This window comes from Pseudorhodoplanes sp. (assembly GCF_046289595.1).
In the GTDB taxonomy this organism is placed as follows: domain Bacteria; phylum Pseudomonadota; class Alphaproteobacteria; order Rhizobiales; family Xanthobacteraceae; genus Pseudorhodoplanes.
The window spans coordinates 1-21,117 of the sequence record NZ_JBKBVB010000058.1 but is presented as its reverse complement, the minus strand read 5'-3'; the positions used below and the strand labels follow the sequence as shown (position 1 = coordinate 21,117).

General features: G+C 63.6%; 16 protein-coding genes and 1 pseudogene. 4 read left to right on the top strand and 13 right to left on the bottom strand.

From position 1 onward, the window contains the following. Window positions 1-65: 65 nt before the first annotated feature. Together ACK41X_RS13455 and ACK41X_RS13450 are read right to left on the bottom strand one after the other, a co-directional pair. Entirely contained in the window at window positions 66-527 is a 462-nt protein-coding gene (locus ACK41X_RS13455; RefSeq protein ID WP_409723977.1) for a cupin domain-containing protein, read from the bottom strand. Between the two features lie 29 nt (window positions 528-556). Further along, entirely contained in the window at window positions 557-1,765 is a 1,209-nt protein-coding gene (locus ACK41X_RS13450; protein WP_409723975.1) for a styrene monooxygenase/indole monooxygenase family protein, read from the bottom strand. Between the two features lie 199 nt (window positions 1,766-1,964). Between ACK41X_RS13450 and ACK41X_RS13445 the strand changes: the two genes are divergently transcribed. Continuing rightward, window positions 1,965-2,975 carry an AraC family transcriptional regulator gene (locus ACK41X_RS13445; RefSeq protein ID WP_409723973.1) on the top strand — a complete coding sequence of 337 codons (1,011 nt, stop codon included), beginning with the start codon at window positions 1,965-1,967 and terminating at the stop codon, window positions 2,973-2,975. Between the two features lie 148 nt (window positions 2,976-3,123). Here ACK41X_RS13445 and ACK41X_RS13440 read toward each other — a convergent pair whose 3' ends face one another. Continuing rightward, window positions 3,124-4,314 carry a helix-turn-helix transcriptional regulator gene (locus tag ACK41X_RS13440; protein ID WP_409723971.1) on the bottom strand — a complete coding sequence of 397 codons (1,191 nt, stop codon included), beginning with the start codon at window positions 4,312-4,314 and terminating at the stop codon, window positions 3,124-3,126. Between the two features lie 203 nt (window positions 4,315-4,517). On the opposite strand from ACK41X_RS13440, the gene ACK41X_RS13435 reads away from it, so the two are divergent. Next, complete coding sequence (locus tag ACK41X_RS13435) at window positions 4,518-7,895, top strand: beta strand repeat-containing protein (protein WP_409723969.1); 3,378 nt, start codon at window positions 4,518-4,520, stop codon at window positions 7,893-7,895. A gap of 1 nt (window position 7,896) precedes the next feature. On the opposite strand, the gene ACK41X_RS13430 is transcribed toward ACK41X_RS13435, so the two are convergent. The 3 genes from ACK41X_RS13430 to groES all read right to left on the bottom strand — a co-directional run bounded on the left by ACK41X_RS13430 (window position 7,897) and on the right by groES (window position 11,489). After that, window positions 7,897-9,393, bottom strand: a complete 1,497-nt coding sequence (locus ACK41X_RS13430) for an AMP nucleosidase (protein WP_409723967.1) — start codon at window positions 9,391-9,393, stop codon at window positions 7,897-7,899. A gap of 111 nt (window positions 9,394-9,504) precedes the next feature. Continuing rightward, window positions 9,505-11,142, bottom strand: a complete 1,638-nt coding sequence (gene groL / locus ACK41X_RS13425) for a chaperonin GroEL (protein WP_409723965.1) — start codon at window positions 11,140-11,142, stop codon at window positions 9,505-9,507. Between the two features lie 32 nt (window positions 11,143-11,174). After that, entirely contained in the window at window positions 11,175-11,489 is a 315-nt protein-coding gene (groES, locus tag ACK41X_RS13420) for a co-chaperone GroES (protein ID WP_409723962.1), read from the bottom strand. A gap of 316 nt (window positions 11,490-11,805) precedes the next feature. Here groES and ACK41X_RS13415 point away from each other — a divergent pair, with 316 nt between their 5' ends. Next, window positions 11,806-12,090: an usg protein gene (locus ACK41X_RS13415; protein ID WP_409723960.1), complete on the top strand. Its 285-nt coding sequence runs from the start codon at window positions 11,806-11,808 to the stop codon at window positions 12,088-12,090. Window positions 12,091-12,293: 203 nt separating this feature from the next. After that, a complete protein-coding gene (locus tag ACK41X_RS13410; protein WP_409723958.1) occupies window positions 12,294-13,442 on the top strand; it encodes an MFS transporter in 1,149 nt (382 codons plus the stop codon). Here ACK41X_RS13410 and ACK41X_RS13405 read toward each other — a convergent pair. From ACK41X_RS13405 to ACK41X_RS13375, 7 genes and pseudogenes are all read right to left on the bottom strand, one after another. Next, window positions 13,435-14,684: pseudogene (locus ACK41X_RS13405) on the bottom strand (NupC/NupG family nucleoside CNT transporter). The gene ACK41X_RS13410 and the pseudogene ACK41X_RS13405 overlap by 8 nt on opposite strands. A 77-nt stretch (window positions 14,685-14,761) precedes the next feature. Beyond that, the gene (locus ACK41X_RS13400) at window positions 14,762-15,019 is read right to left on the bottom strand and encodes a hypothetical protein (protein WP_409723955.1); all 258 of its coding nucleotides are present in this window, start codon (window positions 15,017-15,019) and stop codon (window positions 14,762-14,764) included. A gap of 92 nt (window positions 15,020-15,111) precedes the next feature. Then, window positions 15,112-16,314 (bottom strand): GGDEF domain-containing protein, encoded by a 1,203-nt coding sequence (locus ACK41X_RS13395; RefSeq protein WP_409723952.1) that lies wholly within the window; start codon window positions 16,312-16,314, stop codon window positions 15,112-15,114. A 100-nt stretch (window positions 16,315-16,414) separates the two neighbouring features. Next, on the bottom strand, window positions 16,415-17,167 hold the full coding sequence (locus ACK41X_RS13390) for an SDR family oxidoreductase (protein ID WP_409723949.1): 753 nt from the start codon (window positions 17,165-17,167) through the stop codon (window positions 16,415-16,417). A 119-nt stretch (window positions 17,168-17,286) separates the two neighbouring features. Continuing rightward, window positions 17,287-19,575 (bottom strand): putative bifunctional diguanylate cyclase/phosphodiesterase, encoded by a 2,289-nt coding sequence (locus ACK41X_RS13385; RefSeq protein WP_409723946.1) that lies wholly within the window; start codon window positions 19,573-19,575, stop codon window positions 17,287-17,289. Window positions 19,576-19,718: 143 nt separating this feature from the next. Further along, window positions 19,719-20,465 (bottom strand): peptidase, encoded by a 747-nt coding sequence (locus ACK41X_RS13380; RefSeq protein WP_409723995.1) that lies wholly within the window; start codon window positions 20,463-20,465, stop codon window positions 19,719-19,721. 155 nt (window positions 20,466-20,620) lie between these two features. Further along, a partial coding sequence (locus ACK41X_RS13375) for a transglutaminase-like domain-containing protein (RefSeq protein WP_409723944.1) occupies window positions 20,621-21,117 on the bottom strand: 497 nt, incomplete at its 5' end.

Here is a 21,117-nt window from a genome sequence, read left to right as displayed (position 1 = left end):
ATCGACGCGATCAAAGCTGAGGGGCCGCCGGTGAGCGCGGCCCCCTATTTGAGCCGTGCTGTGGATCACGCGCCCGGCACGCTCCCCGGCGGCAGGAAATCGACCTCATGCGCGGCCGAACGGCGCACGACTTCTTCCGGGTCGGTCAGATTGTGTAACTGGTCGAACAATTCCTTCAGCTTGCGCGAGGGCGATACCCAAAACAGCGCGCGGGTCGGTTTGTCGGTTTTGTTGTAATAGCCATGCGGCAGACCCATCGGCATGCGCACGAGGTCGCCTGCAGACGCCTTCACCCACTGGCCGTCGAGATAGAGGTCGAAGGTACCCTCGAGCATGTAAATGAATTCGTCCTGGGTCGGATGAATATGTGGCGGCACGAAGGTGCCGGGCGGGTCGAGCGTTTCGAACGAGAACGAGGTCGCGCAATTGGACTTCTCATAATAGGTGTGGCCGAGAATATTCCAGACCGTCGGCGTCTGGCTTTTGCCTGCGGGCGTGATGCCCGGTGCGAGCTTGATGTCTGACATGATGTCGTCTCCTGTTGGCAGTTTGTGAGCTAGGCGGCGGCCGCAAGGGCGGGATCGGCGAAGAGCGGCACGATGGTGGCGGGCTCATCAAAGCCCTGCGCCACCTTGTCCGCAAGCGCCTGCCTGCCCGACGCCCGCGCCAGGAGATCGACCACATGGGGCGGCGGCGGCATCAGGATCATGTTGCTCCAGGTGGTCGAGGCTTCGACGCGGCTGAAGGCCGTTTCGAAGGTTGCATTCATCCAGGCCGGATCGAAAGCGCCGTTGCCGCGCTGAACGATGGCGTCGAGATAAATCGTGGCGGCCTTCATCGCGTTGTTGGAGCCCTGACCCACGATTGGATCGTTGAGAATGACAGCGTCCGCAAGACCCAGCACCGGCTTGCCGGAGGGCAGGGTGCCGACGCCCTTGCGGATGGTCGGCGGGAAACGGCCGACCAGGCCCGCATTGGCATCGGTCGGCGCCGCATCGGCAATGCGCTCATATTCCCACGAGACGAATTGGCGGATCAGCGCCTTGATCTTCGCAAGCTGCGCCTCCGCATCCATCGACGGCTCGAACGCATCCAGCGGACCGCCGGGACCGGCCTCGAAGAACAGGATTTCGCAGGGGCCGGAGGTGGTCAGCGCCGGGATCATGAACAATTCGCCCGCGCCCGGAATGAGGGTCGCGGTCACGCAGGTCTGGTCGTAGGGCCTTGTGCCCTTGGTGTAGACGAGCGAGAGCGCCCGCATCGGCTTGTCGTAGGGCGAGCGCTCAGCGTCGCGCGCGAACAATTGCGAGACCGCGCCCTTGCCAGCTGCGACAATGACGAGATCGCTGTCGCTGGCGTAGCGTTCGAGTTCGGGAATGCCTGCCTCGGCGATCTCAATCTCGCCGCCCAGTTCGGCGAACATCTCCATGAAGCGCGGGAATTTCACACGCTGATCGACGGATTGTGCAGGTGCAGCAAGGTTGCCGACGAAACCGAACGCCTTGTTGCCGGACCCATCGGGCGCTGCGACTGCGATCCGCATGCCGGTAATGGCAGGCGCCTCCTTGTCCCAGAGGTCGAGCCCAAGCTTGCGTTCCTCCGCGCGTGCGGTGCCGAAAACGCATTGGCTGGACAAAACCTTGCCATTGGTGAGATCGGCCGCTGTCCGGTTCTGCACCAGCCGGACCTTGTGGCCCGCCTTGATGAGGCCGATGGCGAGGGGCAGCCCAGCCTGGCCGCCGCCGACGATGGTGAAATGGCGCATGTTGCTTGCCTCCGCGAATGGACGCTGTTGCGAGAGGCAATCTGAAAATCAGGTCCGGATTTGGCTATCCGCTGCGCGCAGGCGTTATCCGCCGCGCGCTGAATTTGGCGGCAGAACGGCATCCTGCGCAGATATTGTGCTGGTGTTCGGGGGGCGCTCGCCGGAGAATGTGTGTGAGGGGATTATTCGGGAGCGCAGCATGATCGAGATGCGCGCCGCCAGTGCACCGCCGCTGGCCATTTTCAATGCGGTCAACACCTTCGATCCCGGCGAGGCCGAAGACGAAGTCGCCCGCATCTTCTGTCCGCATCGTCTGACCCCGTCGCGGCGGGGCGCGCCGGATTTCCATGCCATCCATAACACAGCGCGGTTCGACGGCTTCTCGATCAACTTCGTCGCCTATGGCGCCGAGGTCGAGATCGATCCGGGCAAGCTTGACCGGTTCTTCCTGTTGCAAGTCCCGCTCACCGGAAGCGCCACCGTGAAATGCGGAACGGTGCAGGTCGCGGCATCGCCCGACACCGCATCGCTGCTGTCGCCGACCTTGCCGACATTGATGACGTGGCGGGAAGGATGCGAAAAGCTGATCGTGCTGATCGATCGCAATGTCGTCGAAAGCCATCTCTCCGCGCTTCTCGACAGGCATCTCGATCATGTCGAATTCGATGCCAATGTGCCGCTGTCCGGCGTGGTCGGCGCCGCGATCCGTTCGCATGTGATGTTGATGCAGGATGCGGCGAACCGCTCGCTCGCGCTGCCGGCCGGAACCGGACGCCTGGTCCAGCGGGAATTGCGCAATGGGCTGGTCGGTCTTCTGCTCACGGGCGTGGCGCATGACCGAAGCGCAATGCTTGCAGCACCGGTGCCGGCTCCCGCCCCGGCGCATGTGAAGCGCGCGGAAGATTTCCTGCGCGCCAATCCCGACCGGGAAATCAACGTGGTCGAATTGGCTGCCATTGCCGGCGTCAGCCTGCGCGCATTGCAGGACGGCTTCAAGCGGTTCCGCAACACCACGGTGACCGAGGCGATCCGCGACGCGCGGCTTGCCTACTGGCGCAAGTTGCTGCAGGCGCCGCCCGAAGGCGCAGGCGTCGGCACGCTCGCGATTGCGGCGGGACTGACGCATCTCGGTCGGGCGGCGGCGCTTTACGCGCGGCGATACGGCGAGACGCCGTCCGAGACACTCCGGCGCAACCGGCGCATGGGCTGACGAACAGCTGATCGAACGCGCGTTCCACTGGGCGGCGACCTATTGGAACGCGACCTCGGCGAAGCTGCGCAGCTTGCGCGAATGCAGCCGCTCCCAATCCTGCGATGTCAGCCATTCGTCGGCCGGTCGATCGGTTGGCCGGCCGGCTTCACCCGATCGTCGCGCCACCTCGCGTGTCGTGCCATTTCGGAGCGGGCGGCACCAGAAGTACTTTCCTGACAAGCTCGGATTGCCGGTGCGTCCCGGTCTTTTGGAAAATCAGCTTGAGATATTGCCGGGCGCTGACGAGGGTAATCCCAAGCCGCTCCGCCGCTTCCTTCAGGGAGCAGCCCATGGCGAGCAGTTCGGCAAGCCGCGCCTGACTCGGCATCAGTCCGTAGAGCCGCTGCAGCAATTCAGCGCGCGTCTCTTCGGGCGAGTCGGGATCGCGGATATAGACGATGGCCAGCGGCTCGTCGAGCAGGTTCCAGCCGAAGCGCGCCCGGTTGCCGCCCAGCGCGGAGAGCAGGATTGTGTAGCCGTCGCGGCCGGACCGGCGCGCGATCTTGAAAGCGTCTCTGGCAGCCGGCGGCCGGCCATTGTCCGGACGTAGAAGCCGCCGCAGCCGCATGCGGATAGTGTCGCCGTCGGCGCCGTCGATCACGAGCCGCGGCCCTGAGAACCGGATGCCATCGCCGCTTTCCGCGATCTGGCGCGCCGCCTCGTTGGAGAATTTCACCCGCGCCTCGGCATCGAGGACGACGATCCCGAGCGCCATGGCGTCAAGCGCGTCGAAGGCGGCGCTGCGCTCGAACGCCAGAAGTCCGAGCTCTCGCTGCAGCTTCAGCGCGCGATTGAGATGCGGGATCAGAGCCGCCATCAGTCCGCAATCCTGATCCGAGAAGCACGGCTGGTCGCGGTCGCGCAGCACAAGGAAATAGGTCAGGCTGCGCGTGTCCTCAACCAGATTGACGCCGAGCGTATATTCGACGCCGCCGACCGACAACACCTCCCGGTAGACCCGCGACGCCCGCAGCTGTTCGTCGGACAGCGACATCCGGCAATGCACCGGCTTGAACGGATTGGCGCTGAAATAGGGAATGCGCGGGTCTTCGCCGATCAGGCTCTCGTAGTGCTGCATATGCGCCGCGCTCCAATCGTAGCCATGCACGACATTGAAGGACAGCCGGCCGTTGACGAGATCGGTGTGCCCGACCTGCGATCCGCGCGCTGCGAACAAGGCGCTCGCCGTCGCAAGAAAGGCCGGCCATTTATCGAGGTCAGTGACCGTGTCGTAGAGCTGGTCGATCGCCGCCAGCAAGCGACGCGAGCGATCGGGCTTCGCCGCAAACTGCGCCAAGCTGGTCCTCCGCTTCGGTGATTGGAACGCCGTTTCTTGTCGTTGACCGCCGCAGGCGGGACGGCTTTTTGCCGTTGCCCGGCCTCGCGCTCATGCCCGCGCCGGCGGCGACAATCCCCAAATGGGGACTGCTGGTTGCAAGTTATCGCATGTAGCGTCGCTGGTCACGGGCGTTTTTTAAGGGATCGCAGGGGAGCCGGGCGATGGCCGTCATTACCGTTACCAGCAATGCGGATTCGGGCGCGGGCTCGCTGCGTCAGGCGATTATAGACGCGGCGGCCGGCGACACCATCGTTTTCCATGCAGACCTCGCCGGCCAGACCATCACGCTGGCGAGCCAGATCACGATCAACAAGGACCTCACCATCAACGGCGACGTGAACGGCGATCGCAAAGCTGACATCACGATCTCCGGCAACAATGCGACGCGCATTTTCTTAATCACCGGGACTGGCGTCGATATCGAACTGCGCAGCCTGACGCTGACACAGGGCAGTGTGCCATTGGGCTTTGGCGGAGCAATCGCCACCGCTTTCGGAAGCACGCTTACGCTGATCAACAGCACCGTCTCGCATAGTTTTGCCCTCGGTGGCGGCGGCATCTTTGCCGACGGGGTGCTGGCCGCGGTCAGTTCCACAATTACCGGCAACAACGCCAACGCGGGTGGCGGCGTGTTCAGCACCGCCACCGCCAGCTTCATCAATGCGACCGTCCATCTCAACGGCGCTTCGGTTCAAGGAGGCGGTATTGCGAATGTCGGCACCCTAACAGTGCTGAACAGCACGATCACCGAGAACACAGCGGCACAAAACAACGGTGGAATTTTAGGCGCTGATATCAGCATCCGCAACTCGGTGATCGCAGGCAATACGGCCCCTTCCGCTGCCGATGTTTCACATTTAGGCTCTGCGTTCGCCGCCGGATCGAGCTTCTTCGGCACCGCCGTCATCCTTACCACCGACCAGGGCGGCAACATCATCAACGGCGGCGATCCCAAGCTCGGCGCGCTGGCCGACAATGGCGGTCCGGTTCAGACTCAGGCCATCCTGCCGGGGAGTCCGCTGATCGGCGCCGGCAATTCCGCGCTGCTGCCTCTCGACAGCTTCGACATGGATAGCGACGGGAATATCGCCGAGACCCTGCCGCTCGATGCGCGCGGCAATGCGCGCATTTTAAATGGCGCGCTCGATATCGGCGCAAACGAGTCCGGGCTGGTCGTGACCACTGCCTCCGATTCGGCGTCCGCAGGCAACGACATCGGTGCCTCGCTTGCGGCCGATATCGCCGACGGCGGCGGCCTGTCGCTGCGCGAGGCGATCGCCTGGGCCGAGGCAGGCGAAACCATCACCTTCGCGGCGGACCTCGCTGGCCAGACCATCGTGCTGGAGCAGGGCCAGCTCGTGCTGGACAAGGACCTCACGATTAACGGTGACATCAACGGCGACCGCAAGGCCGACATCACCATCTCCGGCAACGATGCGACACGGATCTTTCAGATCAGCGGCTCCGGCGCCGAGGTCGAGCTGCGCAGCCTGACGCTGAGACAGGGGCATGCCAACGACTATGGCGGGGCTATCTTGCTTTTTCCTGCCACAACACTCGCTGTCATCGACAGCACGGTTTCGGACAGCTCGGCCGCATTTGGCGGTGGCGGCGTCTACAGTGTGGGCACACTGACGGTTGTCAATTCCACTCTCACCGGCAATCATTCGAGTTTTGGTGGCGGCGCGTTCATGTATAACGGCAGCGCCAGTTTTGTTAATGCGACCATTCACGACAACCATACTACCGATGCAGGCGGCGGGGTTGTGTCTTTGGTCAATACGACGTTCCTTAACAGCAGCATAACCGGCAACAGCAGCGGAGCGAGTGGCGGCGGACTCCGCGTGTCTGCGTCAGGGCAAGCCACCATCCATAACTCCGTTGTTGCGGCAAACACGGCATTTGTGTTCTCCGACGTCAGCAACCTCGGCACGCTCAACGCCGGATCGAGCTTCTTCGGCACCGTTGTCACGATCACCACCGATCAAGGCGGCAACATCATCAACGGCGGCGACCCACAGCTCGGCGCGCTCTCCGACAATGGTGGCCCGGTCTGGACCCGCGCCATTCTGGGCGGCAGCCCGCTGATCGGGGCCGGCAACCCCGCGTTCCTGCCCGCCGACAGTTTCGATCTCGACGGCGACGCCAACACCGCCGAAGCGTTGCCGCTCGATTCACGCGGTTTTGCGCGCGTGCTGAACGGCGTGCTCGACATCGGCGCCACGGAGCACACTCCGCCTGTGCTGACGGACGTGACCGCGACGGTCACCTTCGCGGAGAACACCGTCAACGTCACGCCGCAATTGATCGACGCGGACGTGACGCTGACCGACCCGGACGACAATTTCCTCAGCGGCACGCTCACCGTCATCGGGCTGCTCGCCGAAGACATTGTCTCGATCCGCAACCAGGGCAATGGCGCAGGCCAGATCGGTTTCAACGCGGGCACCGGGCAACTCACCTTCGCCGGCATCGCGATCGGTTCAGCGTATGGTGGCGCCGGCGAGACGCTGACGGTCGACTTCTCCGGCGCCGCCACAGCGGCGGCGATCGAGGCGCTGATCGAGAATCTCACCTATGCCAACAGTTCCGACGCGCCGACGCCCAGCCGGACGCTCACCATCACCGTGACCGATGCCCATGGGTCCGCGACCAGCGCCGCCATCGACGTCGAGGTCATCGACGAGAGCGACATCGGCGTCACCATCGTCGGCACAAAGACCGGCGACCTGGTCGATGCGACGAACACCGTGGCCGGCCAGCCGCTGCCGACCGGCCTCAACGACATCATCCTCGGCGGCAACGGCGACGACGATCTGTCGGGGCTGCTCGGCAACGACACCATCGACGGCGGCAAGGGCGACGACATCCTGCTCGGCGATGCCGGCAACGACATTCTGAATGGCGGCAAGGCCAACGACATCCTGCTCGGAGGCGATGGCGACGATATCCTCCAGGTGAAGGGGAAAGAAGGCCGGTTCGATATTTTCGAGAGCGGCGCCGGCAACGATACGCTGCAATTTCTCGGCAACGGCCATGTCACGCTGGCCGGTTTCGATGCCTTGGCTTCGTCGATCGAGATTCTGCAGGGGAACGGCCGCGGGCTGCTCGGCACCGGTGCGCCTGACGTGTTCAATTTCATTGGACTGACGCAGGTGACCGGTCTGGCTTTTGTCGACGGAAAGGGTGGCGACGATATCCTGATGGGATCGGCATTCGCCGACGATCTGCGCGGCGGCAAGGGCAACGACCTTCTCAATGGCGGAGCGGGCGACGATGTTCTGCGCGGCGGGAACGGCAACGACACCTTCGTGTTCGCGGACGGCTACGGCGCAGACAGCATTGTCGACTACCAGAGGGGCAAGGATATCCTCGACCTTACGGGCGTTGCAGGCGTGCACAGCTTCGCTGATCTGTTGCTGACCCAGATCGACAACAAGACTGTACTGATCGACTTCGGCAACGGCGACACGCTGACGATCCAGAGGGCCACCATCGCCATCCTGACCGCGAACCAGGGCGACTTCCTGTTCGCTTAAGTTACTGGAACGCGACCTCGGCGAAGCTGCGCAGCTTGCGCGAATGCAGCCGCTCCCATTCCTGCGATCTGAGCTTCTCGATCGCGGCAAGGCCGATCTGAAGATGCTGGCCGACGCGCTGGCGGTAAAATTCGGCGGCCATGCCGGCAAGCTTGATTTCGCCATGCAGCGGTTTGTCGGAGACGCAGAGGAGCGTGCCGTATGGTACCCGGAAGCGGAAGCCGTTCGCGGCGATTGCTGCGGACTCCATGTCGAGTCCGACTGCGCGCGACAGCGACAACCGGCGAATCACCGCGGCATGATTGCCAAGCTCCCAGTTGCGGTTGTCCACGCTCGCGACCGTGCCGGTGCGCATGACGCGCTTGAGCTCGTAACCGGTCAGCCCGGTGACTTCGGCGAGCGCCTGTTCGAGCGCCACCTGGATCTCGGCCAGCGCCGGGACCGGCACCCAGAGCGGCAGCTCCTCGTCGAGAACGTGGTCTTCGCGCACATAGCCATGCGCCAGGACATAGTCGCCGAGCTTCTGCGAATTGCGCAAGCCTGCGCAATGACCGAGCATCAGCCAGGCATGCGGCCGCAGCACCGCGACATGGTCGGTGATGTTGCGGGCATTCGAGGGTCCGGTGCCGATATTGATCATGGTGATGCCGCGGCTCTTTGGCGCGACGAGATGATAGGCCGGCATTTGCGGCATGCGCGCGAGCGGCGCAACAGGCTGGCCTGACGGTCCGCCGATGCGCGTCACGGTATTGCCCGGCTCGACGAAGGCGTCGTAACCGGAATCGCCGGCCGCGACGCGTTCGCGGCACATCCGCACGAAGGCGTCCACGTAGAACTGGTAATTGGTAAAGATCACGAAGTTCTGGAAATGCTCGGGGTCGGTGCCGGTGTAATGAAACAGCCGGTGCAGCGAGTAATCGACGCGCGCCGCGCGAAAGAGGGCGAGCGGGGCCGGCGCATCTGGCGGCAGATGCAGCGTGCCGTCGGCGATGGCGTCGTCCATCGTGGCGAGGTCCGGCACATCGAAGTGATCGCGCAACGGCGGAGCTTCGGTCATCACCCCGGCGGCCGCCGCACTCGCGGCAATGCCGATGTCGGAGGCGTATGCGAAATGGATCGGGATCGGCTCGCGCGATTCGCCGATCTCGACCGGTACGCGATGATTGGCGAGCAGGAGCTCGATCTGTTCGGTGAAATAATCCAGGAATAGATCGGGGCGTGTGACGCTGGTCTCGTAGATGCCGGGACCCGCGACGAAACCGTAGGAGAGACGGGAATCCATGCGGGCATGGGTGCCGGTCGCGATGCGCACGAAGGGGTAGGTGGCGCGCACGCGGCCCGCCAGCGTTTTGCCAGCCGCAAAGGCCTCGAAATATTCGCGCAGGAATGCGGTGTTGCGGCGATAGATCTGTTCGAGACGGGCGACCGCGGCCGTAGCGTCGGTGAAACGTTCGGTCGGGAGGTGAGGCGGGGTGAGAACGCGGGTAACCGTTTGCATGAGCGCAGCTTCTACCCGGTCGGATTGAAGTCAAGCGCGAGTGAGCGCAGCCAAAGCAAAAGGGGCCGCTCGCGCGGCCCCTTCGCATTGTCGTCCTGATGACCGGCTGGATCAGAAGTCCATGCCGCCCATGCCGCCGCCCGGCATCGCCGGCGCCGCCGACGGCTTCTTCGGCAGCTCGGCGACCATGGCTTCGGTGGTGATCAGAAGGCCGGCAACCGAGGCCGCATTCTGAATCGCCGCACGCACGACCTTGGTCGGGTCGATGATGCCCTTCGAGAGCATGTTTCCATATTCGCCGGTCTGCGCATCGAAGCCGAACGAGTACTGGTCCTTCTCCAGGATCTTGCCGACGATCACCGAGCCATCCTCGCCCGCGTTCATGGCGATCTGACGGGCCGGAGCCTGCAGCGCCTTGCGCACGATCTCGACGCCGGTCTTCTGGTCGTCGTTCTGGGTCTTGACCTTCTTCAGGGCCTCGGTGGCGCGAAGCAGCGCGACGCCGCCACCCGGCAGGATGCCTTCCTCGACCGCGGCGCGGGTGGCGTGCATGGCATCGTCAACGCGATCCTTGCGCTCCTTCACCTCGACTTCGGTCGCGCCGCCGACGCGGATCACCGCGACACCGCCCGCGAGCTTCGCGAGACGCTCCTGCAGCTTCTCACGGTCGTAGTCCGAGGTGGTTTCCTCGATCTGCGCCTTGATCTGCGCCACGCGCGCGTCGATGTCGGCCTTCTTGCCGGCGCCGTTCACGATCGTGGTGTTTTCCTTCTCGATCAGCACCTTCTTGGCGCGGCCGAGCATGGCGAGCGTGACGTTTTCCAGCTTGATGCCGAGGTCTTCCGAGATCACCTGGCCGCCGGTCAGGATCGCGATGTCCTGCAGCATGGCCTTGCGGCGGTCGCCGAAGCCCGGAGCCTTCACTGCCGCGACCTTCAGGCCGCCGCGCAGCTTGTTGACAACGAGGGTCGCGAGCGCTTCGCCTTCCACTTCCTCGGCGATGATGACGAGGGGCTTCGAGGTCTGCACCACGGCCTCGAGCAGCGGCAGCAGCTCCTGCAGGCCCGACAGCTTCTTCTCGTAGACGAGGATATACGCATCGTCGAATTCGGTGCGCATCTTGTCGGCATTGGTGATGAAATAGGGGGAGATGTAGCCGCGGTCGAACTGCATGCCCTCGACGATGTCGAGTTCGGTTTCGAGCGACTTGGCTTCCTCGACCGTAATCACGCCTTCATTGCCGACCTTGGCCATCGCCTTCGCCAGGAAATCGCCGATCTCCTTGTCGCCGTTGGCGGAAATGGTGCCGACCTGGGCGATTTCGTCGTTGGAGGTCACCTTCTTGGAGTTCGACTTCAGGTGCTCCACGACCGCCTCGACCGCGAGGTCGATGCCGCGCTTCAGGTCCATCGGGTTCATGCCGGCGGCGACCGACTTGGCGCCTTCCTTCACGATGGCCTGGGCAAGGACGGTGGCGGTGGTGGTGCCGTCACCGGCGAAGTCCGACGACTTCGAGGCGACTTCGCGCACCATCTGGGCGCCCATATTCTCGAACTTGTCTTCGAGCTCGATTTCCTTGGCGACCGTCACACCGTCCTTGGTGATGCGCGGCGCGCCGAACGACTTGTCGAGCACGACGTTACGGCCTTTGGGACCAAGCGTGACCTTCACCGCATTGGCGAGAGTGTCGACGCCGCGCAGCATCTTTTCGCGCGCGTCGACGGAAAATTTGACGTCTTTCGCAGCCATTGTTGATGTTCCTCAGATTATTGCTTGATGGATCAGGCGGCCTTCTTGCGCGCGACGGTCTCTTCCATCACGCCCATGATGTCGCTCTCTTTCATGATCAGATATTCGACGCCGTCGATCTTGACCTCGGTGCCGGACCATTTGCCGAACAGCACGGTGTCACCGACCTTGACATCGATCGGGATCAATTTGCCGCTCTCGTCGCGGCCGCCGGGGCCCACGGCAATGACTTCACCCTGCTGCGGCTTCTCCTTGGCGGTGTCCGGGATGATGATGCCGCCGGCGGTCTTCTCATCGGACTCGATGCGCTTGACGACGACGCGGTCGTGAAGCGGGCGGAACTTCATGGGTATCCTCCATAAGTGCTTCGGAACGAAAATTTGGGGACGGACGACCGGGACGGTCCCGGCTGCCGGCGATCTAGGTCCGGCCGGTCCGCGCGCAAGGGGTGTGCCGCAAAAAATTGGCACTCGTCAAGAGGGACTGCTAGCAGTCGGTCAAGTGGTTAATCTTGGATCGGTAAGGCTGTCAGCAGTCGCCGGGTGATGCTGCTAAGAGCTTGATTTTAGGAACGAAATTCAATTTTTAGGCTTGTCAGGATTGATTCGGGATTGAACTCTATCCGTCTCGCAAAGTGCGAGAATCGCTTTTTAGAGGACTGACATGCCATCCAGAAACTTGCCTTCGGAAGACTTCAGAAAGCAGGTGAATGGTTACGGCCTGACGACGGCGGAAATCCTGTACCGGCGGCCGGACCACCCATGGCTTCTGCAAACCTATGTCTGGCAGGACTACGACCTTTGCCCTGACTTTCCCGAGCTCAACCAGTTTCTGCGATTTTGGCAGACATCGATCGAAGGGGTGCTTCATACGGTGACGGTCGCCCATTCGCGGCTGATACGGCCGTCAGAAATGAAGGCCGTCGACGGCGTATTCCGGCTGCATTAGGGCGGACGTCGTTTGCGGCCAGGCGGAGGCTTGGCGAGACGCGAATCGGAGCGGTACGGCATCCGCACGCCAGAAAAGCGTGCGCCGCTGGCGCACGGCATTGGTGCATGGTGGGCTTGCGCGGAACGCCAGCCCGGGCCATGGCTAAGTTTCTGGCAGCCCTTTAAGTATGGTGGCCGTGTCCGCCGCCGGTGCCGTCCCGCATGAGCCATCTGCCCGCCCGTCTGGCCTTGCTCAGCGGGAATTTCATCACCGGTCTGGCGGTCCTTGCGCCCGCAGGCATGCTGCCCGAATTGTCCGCGGCACTCGGCGTGACGGTACGCGACATCGGCTTGCTCGTGACCTATGGCGCAGTCGTGCTGTGCTTCGGATCGCCGCTCGTTTCATGGCTGACCACCCGCATCGGCCGCCGCCTCCTGATGAGCGGTACCCTTGCGATTGTCGCTGCCGGTCATGTGCTGTCGGCCGCCGTCGACAGCTATGCCGCGATCCTCGCGGCGCGGCTTTCGATGCTGGCCTTTGTCGCGATCTATACGCCGCAGGCCGCCAGCACCATGGCGCTCATTGCTGCGGAAAAAGACCGCGCCTCGGCGCTCGCCTTCGTGTTTCTTGGATGGTCGCTGGCCATCGCCGTCGGTCTCCCGCTGATCACTTTGTCGGCGGCGCATTTCGGCTGGCGCGAGACCTATCTGTTGATCGGTGCGGCGGCTGCGCTCAGCGCCGCGCTCAATGCGATGTCATTGCCGGGTGGGTTGCAGGGCCATCCGCTGTCGCTTCAGAGCTTCGTCGATATCGCGCGCAGCAAGACGCTGATGCTGATCCTCTTGATCACGCTGTTCCAGATGTCGGGACAATTCTCGATCACCGTCTATATGGCGGCGCTGGCGCAGACGGTTGCGGATGGCGGCCCCGCTGCGGGCGGACTTCTATTTTCATTGCTGGGAGTGGCGGGCCTGATCGGCAATCTCGCCGCGACCCGCATCGTGCGGCTTGCGGGCGTGAACCGCACACTCGGCTGCTTCATCATCGTGATGATGGCCGGCGCGCTCATTTTCGCACTCGGAACCGGCATCCTCGTCGTGATGGCTGTCGGTGTCTTTGTGCTCGGGCTTGGCATCACCGCAGGCAATTCCATGCAACAGGCGCGGCTTGTCACCGCAGCGCCTTTGCTCGCCAGCGCGACCGTCGCGCTGAACACATCGACCCTGTATGTTGGGCAGGCGCTGGGTTCGGGCGCAGCCGGGCTCCTTTACGAGCACGCATTCCATCGCGCCATCGGCTTTCTTGCCGTTGGATTCTTCGCGGCGGCCTTCCTGGCTTTCGTTCTCACAAGCCGTCGTCACGCTAGCTGAGGACACCGACGATCGCGCCGATCGTGCAGGTCGCCAGCGTCCCCGAGACGATGGTCTTCGGTCCGAGCGCGATGATCTCCTCGCGGCGTTCGGGCGCCATCACCGTGAGCCCCGCAATCATGATACCGAGCGATCCGAAATTCGCAAAGCCGCACAGCGCATAGACCATGATCACGCGGGAACGCTCGCTGAGTGCGTCCGCCGGCAGCTTGGACAATTCGATATAGGCGATGAATTCATTGAGCGCGGTCTTGACGCCCATGAGTTCGCCGCCGCGCAGCGCCTCGTTCCAGGGCAGCCCCATCAGCCAGCAGACCGGCGCCATCCCGATGCCGAGCATGCGTTGCAAGGTGACCGGCGCGCCGGCGATGTCCGGCAATACCGACAGCATCGCATTGGCGAGATGGACCAGCGCCACCAGTACGATCAGCATGGCAACGATGTTGAGCAGGAGGGCGAGCCCCTGGGAGGTGCCGTTGGCGATCGCCTCCATGGTCGAGGCAGCGACCGGCGGCGGATCTGCATAGTCGCCGGCGGTGCCGTCCGTCTCGGTCTCGGGCACCATCAATTCGCTGATCAGGATTGCCGCAGGCGCTCCAAGCACCGAGGCAATCAACAGATGCGCGGCGATGTCCGGCACCAGCGGACGCAGGATCGTGGCATAGAGCACCAGCACGGTGCCCGCGATCCCGGCCATGCCGCCGGTCATCACGATGAACAATTCGGCGCGCGTCAGCCGGGCCAGATACGGCCGGATGAAGAGCGGTGCCTCGACCATACCGACGAAGATATTCGCCGCCGTCGACAACCCGACCGCGCCGCCGACCCCAAGCGTGCGTTCCAGCGCCCAGGAAAAGCCGCGGACCAGCGGCGGCAGGATCCGCCAGTAGAACAGCAGTGTGGTCAGGACGCTCATGACGAGGACGAGCGGCAGCGCCTGGAAGGCGAGGATGAATTCGCCGCCGGGAACTTTCGGATCGAAGGGCAGCGCACCGCCGCCGACATAGCCGAAAACGAAAGCGGTGCCGGCGCGAGTCGCGTCTGCGATGGCGTCCACGCATGATTGGCTGCCGCAAATGCCGCGCGCAGGGCCGGAATTTTCAGCAGCAAGGCGGCGAGGATCGCGGTCAGCGCCATTGCGGCACCGGCGCGCCGCCACGACACCGCGCGATGGCGCTCGCTGAGCGTAAACGCGATCGCCGGAATGGCGACGGCGCCCAGCAGCGACTGAAATACCAGCATTACGATCTCCAAGCCCCGCTGTGATTGTCGGGGCAGGGGCAATGCGTTTCAAGCGCCGTGCCGTGGTCTGTTCTGGATCAGGCGCTCTGTAGCGCGCTTCGCCGGGGATGGGTCAGGATCAGGCCTTCACGGGCGGCCCAGGCGCGAAATTCCAGCGCCAGTTGCTCGGCTTCTTCCTCGGTCTTTATATCTTCGAGCCGGCGGCACAGAACAGATGCGGTCAAATTGCAGGATGCTGTTGCATGGCGGCGCACGAGCGCCGCGGCGTCGACAGAGCTTGCGACGGGATCGCCATCGTGCAGATAGACCGGAGGACGAATTGCGAATGCGGACATCGCTTCGCTCCATGGATCGCTACGGCCGGAAAACGCAACCGGCGGAGAACCGGTTCCTTCACGGAACCATGAGCGGCGTCACGCGGGCGTGATCACTCGGCCGCGCCGGCGGGCAGAACCCCAAGATGCGGCCCGGTCACGACGGGGGGGCCTTCCTCGATCCGGTTGCGGCCTTTTTGCTTGGCCCGATAAAGCGCGGCATCGGCGATCGCATAAAGACCGTCGAAATCGTGGCCGGCCTGTGCGGTTGAGGAAATTCCGACGCTGACCGTCGCGGCGACCGGGAGGCCGGATACGTCGGACGCGGCGGCCTCGAAATTTTTTCGAATCCGGTCGGCGACTGCGGCCGCGGCTTCAGGGCTGACGTCGGGCAGGAGCGCCACGAATTCCTCTCCGCCGATCCGGCCAAGGAGATCGAGCGGCCGCAGCGATTGCGCGGCCGATTGCGTGAACAGCGTGAGCACCTCGTCCCCGGTGCGATGGCCGAACCGGTCGTTGATGGTCTTGAACCGGTCGAGATCGAACAGAAGGAGGGTCAGCGGCCGGCCGTCGCGCTGGGAGCGGCTGAGCTGGCGCTCGGCGCGCTCGCTAAACCCGCGGCGGTTGGGAATCCCGGTCAGGGGATCGATGGCCGCGGCGTAGCGCTGTCGCTGCTCCGCACGCTCCTTGGTCAGCGCCATCAGGAGAAAGGCCAGCGCGAAAGCATAGAGCAGCGGCGCGAAAATCAGGAGCGACGAGCTTTGGGCGCCGATCGAAGGCGACGTGAGCGGGAATGGCAGCGTCATCAGGTACGGCGCGCGGACCGGGAAGATGGCGACATGGACGGCGGCAATCGCCATGACCGGCCAGCGCGATAGCAATCCGTCGCGACGCCGGCGCCACAACTCATAGATGAAGGCGCAGGTATAGGCGCCGACCAGCAGCGAGGCGAGCGCCACCCGCGCGGGCACCGATTGCATGAAAGCATCGATCTGGCAGGCTGCGACCCAGAGCATGGCGCCTGCGCCGATCAGGGGCGGAAGCGGTGCGCGGCCCTCGAAAACCCTTGCCCCGGTCCACATCAGGGCATAGCCCAGAAGCATGACCGCATTGGCGGCCTGGACCGACCAGACATCCGCAACGATCCCGCGCGCCCCGAACAGCGCGGTAGCCGGGGCGAACAGGAGGAAACCGGCGCCCCACCATGCCAGCGCCGTGGTCTCGCGCGACTGCAGCCAGCCGAACAGCAGCAATAGGCCGCCCAGGCCCATGCTGACGACGGTGACCGCAAACAGGGTGGTGATGTCGAGTGTCACGACGGCTGAGTAACCAGATTCAGCGGTGTAAATCCATCCGGGCCGGAGCCCGGGTGATCTGGCGAATGATCGACGAACAGGCGCGCTGGCCTGTCTGCCACTAGCCGCGGCCCTCGAACGGCATCTTGGTCGCCTTGATGGTCATGAAGAGCACGTTCGACTCCAGCGACAGGCTCGCCATATAGGCCACGGCGCGGCCGACATCCTCGACCGCCATGCGGTCTTCCGCGCGGACCGAACCGTCCGGCTGCATCATCCCCTGCGTCATGCGCTCGGTCAGCGGCGAAACGGCATTGCCGATGTCGATCTGGCCGCAGGCGATGTCATAGGCGCGCCCGTCGAGCGCGGTCGATTTGGTCAAGCCCGTGACCGCGTGCTTGGTCGCGGTATAGGCCACGGTCAGCGGCCGCGGCGTGTGCGCCGAGATCGAGCCATTGTTAATTATGCGGCCGCCGCGCGGTGTCTGGCTTTTCATGATCTTGAAGGCCTCCTGCGTGCACAGGAAAGGCCCCGTCAGGTTGGTCGCGACGACGTCCTGCCACTTCTCCAGGGGCAGATCCTCGAGCGGCATCGCCGGGGCGCCGATCCCGGCATTGTTGAACAGGAGGTCGAGCCGGCCGAACGTGTCTTTCACCTTGGCGAACAGGGCCTTGATCTGGACCGGATCGGACAGGTCGGTCGGCACGGCGAGTGTCTTGCGGCCCATGGCCCGACCTTCCTTGGCGACCTCCTCAAGCGGCTCCTTGCGGCGGCCGGCAAGCGCCATGTCGAAACCGTCCTTCATCAGGGCGATGGCGCTGGCGCGCCCGATCCCAGATCCCGCACCCGTCACCAGCGCAACCTTGGCTGCCATACCTTACTCCTGTCTCTGATCCGCGTGTGCTCTTGCCGCGTAACGTTCACGAGCGGCCGGCATCCTACGGATTGAGCGCGCCTCCGCAATGCCTGCTTTGGCGCGGTGGATTTTCGAAATCAGCCGGCAAGTGCTGCGGCAGCATCGCGCGCAATGCTGCGGTGGGCGGCGGGGATCGCGAGGCGGGTGGCAATCAGGGTCGGTGAGCCGGGCCGTCCGAAGCGGTAGCCCTGCATCGAATGGACACCCGCCGCGCGCAGGAACAATTGCTGTTCTGCGGTTTCGACACCTTCAGCCGTGACTTTCATGCCAAGTCCGCGGCCGAGGCCGACAATCGCATGTACAATCGCGGCGGCATCGGGCGAGCGCTCGATCGAGCGCACGAAGCTCTTGTCGATCTTGAGCTTGTCGAACGGGAAGCGGCGCAGATAGGCGAGGGAGGAATAGCCGGTGCCGAAATCGTCGAGCGCCAGACGCAAACCGAGCGCCTTGAGGCGATGCATCGCAACCTCGGCACTTTCAACATTGCCGAGCAGCGTGCTTTCGGTCAGTTCGATCTCGAGGCAGCTCGGATCGAACTCGGTTTCGGTGAGGATGCGCTCGACGGTTTCGACGAAATCGGGCCTTCGGAATTGGAGCGGCGAAACGTTTACAGACACGGTTATACCGGGCCAGGATTTTCCCTCCGAACACGCGCGCCGCATGACCCACTCGCCGAGCCCGATGATGAGCCCGGAATGTTCTGCAATCGGAATAAAGCGCGAAGGTTCGATGTCGCCGCGTGCCGGGTGAGACCAGCGCGACAACGCTTCGACCGCAACGATGGTGTCGCCGCTGGCGTTGACGATCGGCTGATAAACGAGCCGGAGCTGGTCGGCGGCGATGGCGTCGCGGAGGTCGCGCTCAATCAGCTTGCGCTCCGAAAGGTCGGCGTCCATTGCCGCGTCGTAAATGCAGGCGCGGTTGCGTCCTTCGTTCTTGGCGCGATAGAGCGCCATGTCGGCATAACGCATCACGTCGGCGGCCTCGACCTCCGACTTCTGATCGATGGTTGCGATGCCGATGCTGGCGCCGATCAGGATATTGTGGCCGCCAATGGTGTATGGCGCGCAGATCGACTGAATGATCCGTTCGGCGGTGCGCTGCAGCATCGCTGCATCGGCGCCGCCTGTCATGATGACCGCGAACTCGTCGCCGCCCAGCCGGCTGACCAGGTCTTGCGGCCGCAAGAGACTGGAAAGGCGCGCAGTGACGTTGCGGATCAATTCGTCGCCCACCGGATGACCGAGGGTGTCGTTGACGTCCTTGAAATGGTCGAGGTCGATGTAAAAGACCGCGGCCGACGGGGAACCCTTTTGCACTTCGGCGATCACCTGCTCGAGGCGTTCGCCGAAATAGTTGCGGTTCGGGAGGCCGCAAAGCGGATCGTGGAGCGCAAGGTAACGCAGCCGTTGTTCGCCCTGCGCAATCGCTGCTGCGGTTCTGCGCATATAGCCGTAGATCAGCGCAGCAAGCAATGCGAAGCCGGCGAATGCCACCGCGATGAACGGGATGACGTTTGTGACGATCTCGGAGCCCGGGCGTTTTGGCGTCCAGGTGAGGCTCATGATCGTATGCCCGCCGCTGTCGCTGAGCTCGTGACTATATTGACCTGGTGGAGCCAGTTCCTTCTCGGTGAGGCGCAGGCCGGTCAGCTGAAGCCTGCCTGCAATCTCGGCCAGCAGGCTTTCGTCGACAAACTTCACGGCCATGACGAGCGGTCCGTTCGCGCGCGCCTCCGGTCCGGCGACCTGTTCGGTCGGCGCAACCAGCGTTGCGGCAACCGCAGCCGGGCGGCCGAGGAAACGCTGGATCAGTGTGGCCCGCGTCGGATGGCCGGTGTCGGTGGCGCGGCGCGGCTCTGAAATGCGAATTGCGCCTTTTGGCTCGTCGCCGGACCGGCCGCGCACATAGTCGATTGTCGGTGCAAGTTCAGGAACGATGGCATTGAGCCAGCGCGGATCGATGCTGTCGCGACCGAGCAAGGCATAGGTGAGGGTGTCGGAGCCATCCGAAACCAGGACAAAATCGTGGTCGAAATGCTGCTTGAGCCAAAGGCCGACGCGGTTATGGACCCAGTCGCGGTCGAACTGGTCGCGGATGCGACGCGTGGCTTCTTCGTTTCCGGTAACGCTCTCCAGCTCTCGCAAGAGCTGCTCGCCGTGGTTGGCGATGGCGCGCGACAGCAGCCGCTTTTCGTGTTCGAGCGAGACTTCGTCGGCGCGTTTTGCCGATGTGAAGACGGCTACCACAACCGACAGAATTGCAACGGCAACAATGACGCTGATTGGCAGGACGATGCTTAGCCGGGCACGATCCCAGCTGGCTTGCGCGCCGTTTTCGGCGAAACGCGCATTCGACTCAGCCACCGCCATTGTTCCCTAATTGCTGGATTTTCTGGCGGAAAACCTATGTGACAAAACTTGCCAATGGCTTGCATCAATCTCGCAAGGTTGAGGTCATCGGCCGGCCGTTTCACAGCCGTTGGTTAACGTGGCGTCAAATCCCGCGGTCAGGCGCTGCCGGCATAGGGCGGACGCGGGATTGCGTTATGCGCGGCACGCAGGGCCGCAGACCATCGTTCTCGCAAATCGTGAAAATATGGTTCACCCGGTTCGATCCGGTATGACAATTCCGCATCGCACGCGTCGCGCCTTGCCACGAGGACATCGATCGGCATACCGACGCCGAGATTGGAACGCATGGTCGAGTCCATCGAGATAAGACCGATTTTCAGCGCATCGTAAAGATCGACGCCATAGGTTATGGCGCGGTCGAGCACCGGCTTGCCATATTTGTGCTCGCCGATCTGCAAATACGGCGTGTCGGTGGTGCATTCGATAAAGTTGCCCGCCGAATAGATCATGAAAAGGCGCATGCGCTCGCCCTTGATCTGTCCACCGAACAGGAAGGAGACGTCAAACTTCACGTCGGCGGCGGCGAGGGCTGCGGATTCCTCGTCGTGAATGGCCCGCACCACGCGTCCGATCCGCTGTGCCGCCTGAAACATCGTGGGCGCGTTCATCAGCGTTTCGACTTCGCCTGTCTCCTTGTTGCCCACGCCCTCGATCATCGTGGAGACAACCGATTGGCTCATCGACAGGTTACCGGACGAGGCGATGGCCATGATGCGTTCGCCGGGCTGTTTGAAGACGTGCAGCTTGCGGAAGGTCGACACGTTGTCGAGCCCGGCATTGGTGCGGGTGTCGGCGATCATGACGAGGCCCTCGCGTACCAGGATTCCGCAGCAATAGGTCATCTCATTCCCGACTTTCATGTGGCTATGCGCAGGGCGCGGCAGCGCATTATCTCCATTGCCGACATTCGCGACAGGGGCAAGTCTGCCCGAAGGACGGTCGGCCACCGGCCCATGAACGGGGGAATGAACCGGGGCATTGGCCGACCCGCCGCCCTTCACTCCTGCTGCTGGATGAGACCCTGCTGGACCCGGATCCGCACATCCAGACCCTCGCCATCGCCGCCGATCCGCGAGCCGCGCACCGGGGCGGCGCCCAGATAGTCGAGGCCAACCGCAACCCGCAAGTAGGCGTCGGTTGGACACATCCCGTTGGTCGCGTCGAAACCGACCCAGCCGAGGCCCTCGACATAGGCTTCTGCCCAGGCATGACCGGCCTGCTGCTCGTTCATCCCGTCGGCCCGATGAAAATACCCCGACACGTATCGCGCGGGGATGCCGAGACTGCGGGCGGCGGCGATGAAAATGTGGCTTATGTCCTGGCAGACCCCGCGCTTGAGCGCAAAGGCTTCGGCAGCGGTGGTGTGAACGTGCGTCGGATCGGTGTCGAACGCGATGGTTTGCGGGAGCGTGTCAAGCAGCGCGTGCAAAATCGGCAGCGGCTCCGGCGCAACGCCGGCTGCGATATCCCGGGCGAAGGTCTGCAGTTCATCGC

Coding starts and splice junctions, on each gene's coding strand:
- ACK41X_RS13415 (WP_409723960.1), top strand. CDS start 11,806: ATGCCATCCAGAAACTTGCCTTCGGAAGACTTCAGAAAGCAGGTGAAT.
- groL (WP_409723965.1), bottom strand. CDS start 11,142: ATGGCTGCGAAAGACGTCAAATTTTCCGTCGACGCGCGCGAAAAGATG.
- ACK41X_RS13400 (WP_409723955.1), bottom strand. CDS start 15,019: ATGTCCGCATTCGCAATTCGTCCTCCGGTCTATCTGCACGATGGCGAT.
- ACK41X_RS13450 (WP_409723975.1), bottom strand. CDS start 1,765: ATGCGCCATTTCACCATCGTCGGCGGCGGCCAGGCTGGGCTGCCCCTC.
- ACK41X_RS13390 (WP_409723949.1), bottom strand. CDS start 17,167: ATGGCAGCCAAGGTTGCGCTGGTGACGGGTGCGGGATCTGGGATCGGG.
- ACK41X_RS13445 (WP_409723973.1), top strand. CDS start 1,965: ATGATCGAGATGCGCGCCGCCAGTGCACCGCCGCTGGCCATTTTCAAT.
- groES (WP_409723962.1), bottom strand. CDS start 11,489: ATGAAGTTCCGCCCGCTTCACGACCGCGTCGTCGTCAAGCGCATCGAG.
- ACK41X_RS13435 (WP_409723969.1), top strand. CDS start 4,518: ATGGCCGTCATTACCGTTACCAGCAATGCGGATTCGGGCGCGGGCTCG.
- ACK41X_RS13380 (WP_409723995.1), bottom strand. CDS start 20,465: ATGACCTATTGCTGCGGAATCCTGGTACGCGAGGGCCTCGTCATGATC.
- ACK41X_RS13410 (WP_409723958.1), top strand. CDS start 12,294: ATGAGCCATCTGCCCGCCCGTCTGGCCTTGCTCAGCGGGAATTTCATC.
- ACK41X_RS13455 (WP_409723977.1), bottom strand. CDS start 527: ATGTCAGACATCAAGCTCGCACCGGGCATCACGCCCGCAGGCAAAAGC.
- ACK41X_RS13430 (WP_409723967.1), bottom strand. CDS start 9,393: ATGCAAACGGTTACCCGCGTTCTCACCCCGCCTCACCTCCCGACCGAA.